This is a genomic window from Dysgonomonas sp. HGC4 (assembly GCF_001261715.1).
Classification (GTDB): Bacteria; Bacteroidota; Bacteroidia; order Bacteroidales; family Dysgonomonadaceae; genus Dysgonomonas_A.
On the sequence record NZ_CVRU01000006.1, the window covers coordinates 22,420 to 29,506 of the forward strand.

Sequence of the window (7,087 nt, forward strand, 5' to 3'; positions counted from 1 at the left end):
ATTTGTTAGAAGTTAATATTAATACCCATGATGAATGTCTTAGGCTGAGGGAATTGTCCTCTGTCTACTCCCACTTCAGAAACTCCGCTAACATCCACATCATCCGCATATGCTTCTCCTAAATCGGGATCATATCCTTTATAACCTGTAATAGTGAACAGATTTTGCATAGTAACGTACAATCTTACGTTTTGCATTCCTATTTTTCTGGATACATTTTTATTCAAAGTATAACCGAATGTAAGCACTTTCAAGCGCAGATAATCACCTTTGTCTACATAGTAGTCTGAGAATCTTTGATTCGAGTTCTTATCTTCAATGGTTACACGTGGTAACGTTCCGTTCGGATTATTAACTGAATGATAGCGATCCATGATATCAGCATATTGGTTGTATCTAGGATCAACAAACATACCTTCGTATTTCAACGCATTGAAAATCTTATATCCTGCTACTCCTTGGAAGAAAAGACTTAAATCGAATCCTTTGTAATTAAAGTCAGTACCAAATCCGTATGAGAATTTAGGGAATCCGCTACCAATATTGGTTCTGTCACTTCCATCAATCTTACCATCTCCCGTTACATCCAAGAATTTAATATCACCCGGTTTTGCATTAGGTTGATACATTTCTCCTGCACTATTCTTATAGTTTTTTATTTCTTCTTCACTCTTGAATATTCCATCCGATTTATAACCATAGAAGTGAGCAATAGGCTCTCCAGCAACAGTTCTAGATATATTAGTACCTCTATATGAACTTGTAAAGAAAGAACTACTACCCGTTCCTAGTGAACGTACTTTATTCTTTACAGTACTAAAGTTACCATATGCATTTACCTGTAAATCGTTGATTTTGGTATTGTATGAAAGATTCATGTCAATACCTGTATTCTGAACCTCTGCTGCATTTTGCCAAGGATCTTGTGTTATTCCGGCAAGAGAAGGAGCAGGTACTTGAATCAATACATTAGTTGCATTTTTATTATAGTAATCGAATGTAAAATCGAAATTCTTAAGGAATGTTACATCTAAACCAACGTTGGTTTGTGTAGTAACCTCCCATTTTAGATTAGGATTTGCCAAAGAAGCTTCATACCGTCCGATTGTAGCAGTTTCATTTTGACCAAATACTACATTATAACCATCGTCGTCTGTTGTATTTTGGATGATTACCTTAGTTGGATAATTACTGAATATATTTTGGTTACCTAATTTACCCCAACTTGCACGTACTTTAAGATTTTGAATTGCCGAAGCTCTCAATGGTTCGAAGAATTGCTCTTCCGAAATACGCCATCCTCCCGATACTGATGGGAAGTAACCCCAACGATTAGCTTTTGAGAATTTAGAAGAACCATCACCACGGAAATTCACCGATAGTAAATATCTGTCAGCAAAAGAATAATCTAAACGAGCAAAATACGATTGAAGCGCCCATTGTTCGCGTCCACCTTGCATCCAAGCAATATTAGTTGCTGCACTTAAGTAACGTTGAGAAGGATCTTCCGAAATAAAATCAGTACCACGAGCATTGGTGTAATTCATATCGAATTCTTCATACGAATACCCACCTAAGATCATAAACTTATGTTTATCTATTACTTTGTCATATTTCAATGTGGTTGTATTGATCCACCTTGTACTTTGCCAATCTCTTTGAGTCAACTCATTATTATTGGAAGCACGACCAGCCTCGGGTACACGCGCCGAGAACCATTTGTCCTGCCATTTAGACCAATCGTATCCAAAATCAGTTTTAAGAGTAAGATTTTCGAGTATACCGTATGATGCATACACGTTACCAAAAATACGATCTCTGGTTCTTGTACGGTCTGCTCTATTTATTATACCTACGGGGTTTTGAATATCTGCTCCCAATTTACCGCTTCCGCTTAGGTTACCATCTTCATCATATACAGGTACAGAAGGATCTGCACGTAAAGCTGAAATAATAGCACCTGATGAAGCAGACATATCTGGAACAATCTTTTGTTTAGAGTGAGTAATCATCAGATTCTCTCCAAATTTCAGATTCTTGATTATTTCTGTCTCAGTATTTACACGGAAAGTTGTACGTTTAAAGTTAGTTCCTCTCAATATACCATCCTGAGTTAAGTGACCACCCATAATGTTATATTTCACTTTTTCAGTACCTCCGGCAACCGATAAATCATAATTACCTTGATAAGCCGAGTTAGAGAATACCTCATCTTGCCAATCTGTTCTTGTTTCCTGTGCAAAAGGACTCTTATAATAAGCCATTTTAGCAGCAGTTTCGGCACTTGGTGTAGCTCCATTCAAGTCATTTTCGTATGCTTCAAGGTGAATCATATTTCTTTGTTGAGCATTCAACAAGTCGATTTTTCGTTGAGGCTTAGAGAATCCTTGGAATGTATTGAAACTTACATTTACTCTATCCGATTTACTACCTTTTTTAGTTTGAATAATAACTACTCCATTAGCAGCACGCGAACCGTAAATAGCAGCCGAAGCAGCATCTTTAAGAACATCAATGCGTTCTATATCATTCGGATTCACATCATTCATATTATCGGCAGGCATACCATCGATAACATACAATGGATCGTTGTTTCCAAAAGTACCCATACCACGAATACGAATTGATGTACCTGCGCCCGGTGCACCACTACTTTGTAAGACTGTCACACCCGACATACGTCCTTGTAAGGCACTGTTGATATCCATATTTGCCATATCTGCCAGATTAGACATTTTTACAGATGATACTGCACCCGTCAAGTCAGCTTTCTTTTGAGTAGTATAACCTACTACAACTACCTCATCTAAAGCTTTGTTGTCTTCTCTTAGCACAACATTTATATCCGATTTACTTCCCACTCTTACTTCTTGTGGTAGATAACCGATATAACTAAATACAAGAATTCCATTTTCGGGCACTTCAATACTGAAATTTCCATCTAGATCAGATGCTGTTCCTGTACTTTTGCCTTTTACAATTATACTTACTCCGGGAAGTTCTATACCTTGAGCATCTTTTAGAGTACCTTTTACTGTTCTTTGTTGATCTTGTTGAACTTCTTTCGTTCCGGCAGACAATACAATCTGATTATCTACTATTGTATAAGAAATATTAGAGTTTTCAAATACTTCGTCTAGAATATCCGATACAGGTTTATCGGTTGCTTTTACAGATACAATTTTATTTGCATCTACTAGGCGATCATTATACACAAAACTGTAAGCAGTTTTTTTCTCTATCTCATTCAATACGTCTCTTACTGTTGCTTGAGGCTTATTCAATGAAATTGAAATATTCTGCTTTGCATAGGCTGTGAATGATGACAAACACAATCCAGCCAGCAAGAGATATCGATATCTCTTTCCTAAAAATTCTTTTTTCTTTTTCATGGCTCTAGGTTAATTATTTCAATAAAAAATAACGTTCGTTTTTTTGTTGGTTTAATAACTGATGTACACATACTTAGATAATTTGTTTAATATTATTTTATGCACGTCAAAGAAAACCAACTCATGTTACACTACTGTTAAGCACTGTTTAATGTTTATTCTCTTTTAATGTCAAAAATAACTAACTAAAAATCAACAACATGAGCTCACAAGACGAGCTAAACATCTGACTTTAAGGTTTTCTATATAATATTATTTTCTCTTTCTCTTTCTTCCATTTCAAATCGGGTGAACTCATTTGCAGAACATCCAATATCTGAGTAATCGATTTATTTTCGAATACACCAGTAATAGGATAATGACGCAATTGATTGTCTCTTATTTCTATATCGACGTCATATACTCTGGATAGCTTTTTAGTGATTCGTTCTAATGAAGTACTTCTGAATAATAAAATTCCTTTTTCATACGCTTCATATTCGAATGCATCGGAAGGTAAAACCTGAATACTTTTACTTTTACGATTAAATTCAAGTTTAGTTGAAGCTCTCATAGCAGTAGCTTCACTTAAGTAAGGTGAACTAAAATTTACTTTTCCTCTTTCAAGATATACCTGTACAATATCATCATCTTCATATCCATATACATTAAACTTTGTACCATAAGCTTTAACCTTCGCTCCATCTAGGGTTTCTACATAGAAAGGATTTTCAGGATCGGATACAACTTCGAAAGTAGCCTCACCCGTCAATTTTACGTGACGCTCGTTTTTGGTAAAGACACTTGGAAATTTGAGTGTTGATTTTGCATACAGATACACCCTTGAGCTATCGGGCAATGTGATAAGAATTGCCTTGCTATTGGTATTCGTATAGCTCAAATCATGCGACATTTGCTCTAAAGAACTACTTTTCTCTAAAAACAAATACAGGAAACCTATTAATAATGGAATAGTAAGAACTGCCGCTACATTTATAATACGTTGCTTCCAAAGATTTACTCGATTTGATTTTTCTTTTTGGTCTCTAATGTTGATATCTAGTTCGGGTGGAGTACAAGTCTTATTGAATTGAATAGTTTCGACACCTCGCTGGATAAAACTCCATTGACGGAACAATTTACGAGCTTCATCCGAAGATTTTAGTATATCTTCAAATTCAACTTTTTCATCAAGCGTCAATTGTTTGAGGAAAAATTTATTGATTAAGTTTTCTAATTTCTCTTTGTCCATACTATCATTAAAAAAGGCTTTCTATATAATAGACAAAGAAGAGGGGCGATACCCTAGGGATTATTTGAAATCTTTTCGAGAAAATAAATAATTAACAATACAGGATAATACTTACCTAGTTCTACACTAATCATCATCAACGACTTAGTCATATATGCTTCAACAGTTTTTACCGACACATTTAATTGTTCGGCAATCTCTTTATTCTTTAGATTTTCGAAACGACTCATTCGAAACACTGTTTGGTATTTCTCAGGAAGTTTGTTTATTGCTTTTTCTATTAATTGGGTAAGTTCCTGAACCGAATATAAATCTTCGGCCTCGTATTCATCATAATTGGTAAGAATATATTGTTCGTAAGTCAGTTCGAGCTTTTGTTTCTCAATCAGATTGAGACACATATTGCGGACAGATGTCAACAGATAGGAACGAACAGAAGTTGAAATTATAATTTTTTGGCGGTCTTTCCATATTTTCAAGAAAACATCCTGTACGCAATCTTCTGCAACTCTCGAATCCTGAATATAACGTAGGGCAAACATACATAAAGGTGCATAAAATTGGCTGTACAAATTGCGGTATGCCTCAGTATTGTCATTCCGAATTTCCTCAAATAATGCATTATATGTATCCTTGACTTCCATTAATATATTTTGTCTAAAAATAGGGTATCAAAAATCCTTAAACTCTTTTTGTCATATAGGTAAGGTGCTAAAGTAGAAAATTTGTTTCAGATAATCGTTTATTTTTGTTTAATAGTGTAATCAAACTGCCTTTTAATCTAAAAAATACTTAATAAAACTAATATAATAAAAAGAGCTAAAGTAATTCAGAATCAACCTTATTTCATGAAAAAAGATAGCTGTATTTTCACAACTATCTTTTTTCTATTCATATATAGAACTTATCTATATATTATTGAGATAGAAAACTCTGGTTACTGTAAATTACTGTTTATAGATTTCCATTGACTAATCGGAGGTATCACATTTGAATTAATTAATTCGTCCCGTAAATCACAAAGATGTTTATAGCTCTTGTCCAAATCGGCAAATTCAGCAGGAGTTCCTTCTACTTCTTTATACGAAATTCCATGCGTATCGATGGTAGTTTCCATAGCCATCATTATGTGATTGAATTTTTGATTGGAAACATATACACCCGCAGGCCATTTAAAAGGTTCGCCCCCCATAGCTGCACGAATCATTTCGACTGATAGATAAGCAGGGCTTTGGAATGACGATCTACCACGCAAATCTATAATATGTTTTCCACCTTGTATCACTTTTTGTTTTATATCCTCCCATTGTTGAGCACTTAAGTCGGAACTTCCAATCAAATCATTTAAAGGTTTGCCATTTACAGTAGTGGTTGATGCAAACACAGCCATTTCTTCTCCATGACCTCCATAGGTACGACTATTTTTGATTTTATCAGGACTAAGTTTAAAATGTTTAGCCAATTCGTTTCTCAATCGGGTACTATCTAATGCAGCAAGTGTGCTTACTTGACTAGGTTTCAATCCCGAGTACAATAATGTAAGCAACCCTGTAATATCAGCAGGATTAAATATTACAACCACATGCTTTACATTAGGGCAATACGTTTTGATGTCTTTACCAAAAGCAATCGCAATTTCTGCATTACCTTTCAATAAATCTTCACGTGTCATACCTTGTTTACGGGCAGCACCTCCCGAAGATATTATGTAGGAAGCATTGGTTAATGCCTCTTCCACATTGGAAGTATATGTTAGATTTACACCTTCGAAACCACATTGAAGCAATTCTTCGGCAACACCTTCGAGACCTGTTGGATATGGATCATATAGACAGATTTCGGATGATAGTCCCATCATTATGGCGGTTTGTGCCATATTAGAACCTATCATACCTGCAGCTCCAATAATTGTCAACTTTTCGTTTGTAAGAGTTTTCATAAGTTTTATTTTTATATAATTCATATTACGCAACCCTAAGCATCTTTGGTTATAATACTTTAGCCAAAGTAACAAGTAGGTCTGCATCCTCCATTTATATTTCAAAGCTATAAAATATTATCAAATAATCATACTCTAAAAATATTATACGCCATTACTTTTGGTTATACTTAAATACCGGTTTCGAAGAAGTGAAAACTCTCATTTCTCAATCACATAAAGGAGTGCAGAAATACAATTATATATTCCATATTTCAGCATCAATTCAAACGATATTAAACCTCTAAATATTTTTAACGAACAAGCCAGAACTTTTTCCTTTACAATACGTTATGATAATAAAGAGCAGAATTTATCGTATAAGATAAGTGCTCTAAATCCGAATAAGAGTATTAGGAAATAAACCAATATAAAAGATTTTTCTTTGAGGATTGAGTTATCAGAAACGTCTATTGAAATATAGAGATAATTCATAGAACTTTTTCCTAGAGTTAAATGTTTAAAGTATGTGTTTTTCATAGTATT

4 protein-coding genes are annotated in these 7,087 nt (G+C 34.5%); all 4 read right to left on the reverse strand.

What is annotated here, in order from left to right; all coding sequences use genetic code 11:
* Positions 1-5: 5 nt before the first annotated feature.
* Positions 6-3,392, reverse strand: coding sequence for a TonB-dependent receptor (locus HGC4_RS00665; RefSeq protein WP_050708190.1), 3,387 nt, complete (start codon positions 3,390-3,392; stop codon positions 6-8).
* Between the two features lie 232 nt (positions 3,393-3,624).
* Complete coding sequence (locus tag HGC4_RS00670; RefSeq protein WP_050708191.1) at positions 3,625-4,623, reverse strand: FecR family protein; 999 nt, start codon at positions 4,621-4,623, stop codon at positions 3,625-3,627.
* A 53-nt stretch (positions 4,624-4,676) separates the two neighbouring features.
* On the reverse strand, positions 4,677-5,267 hold the full coding sequence (locus tag HGC4_RS00675; RefSeq protein ID WP_050708192.1) for an RNA polymerase sigma-70 factor: 591 nt from the start codon (positions 5,265-5,267) through the stop codon (positions 4,677-4,679).
* A 293-nt stretch (positions 5,268-5,560) separates the two neighbouring features.
* Positions 5,561-6,562, reverse strand: coding sequence for a malate dehydrogenase (locus HGC4_RS00680; protein WP_050708193.1), 1,002 nt, complete (start codon positions 6,560-6,562; stop codon positions 5,561-5,563).
* Positions 6,563-7,087 lie beyond the last annotated feature (525 nt).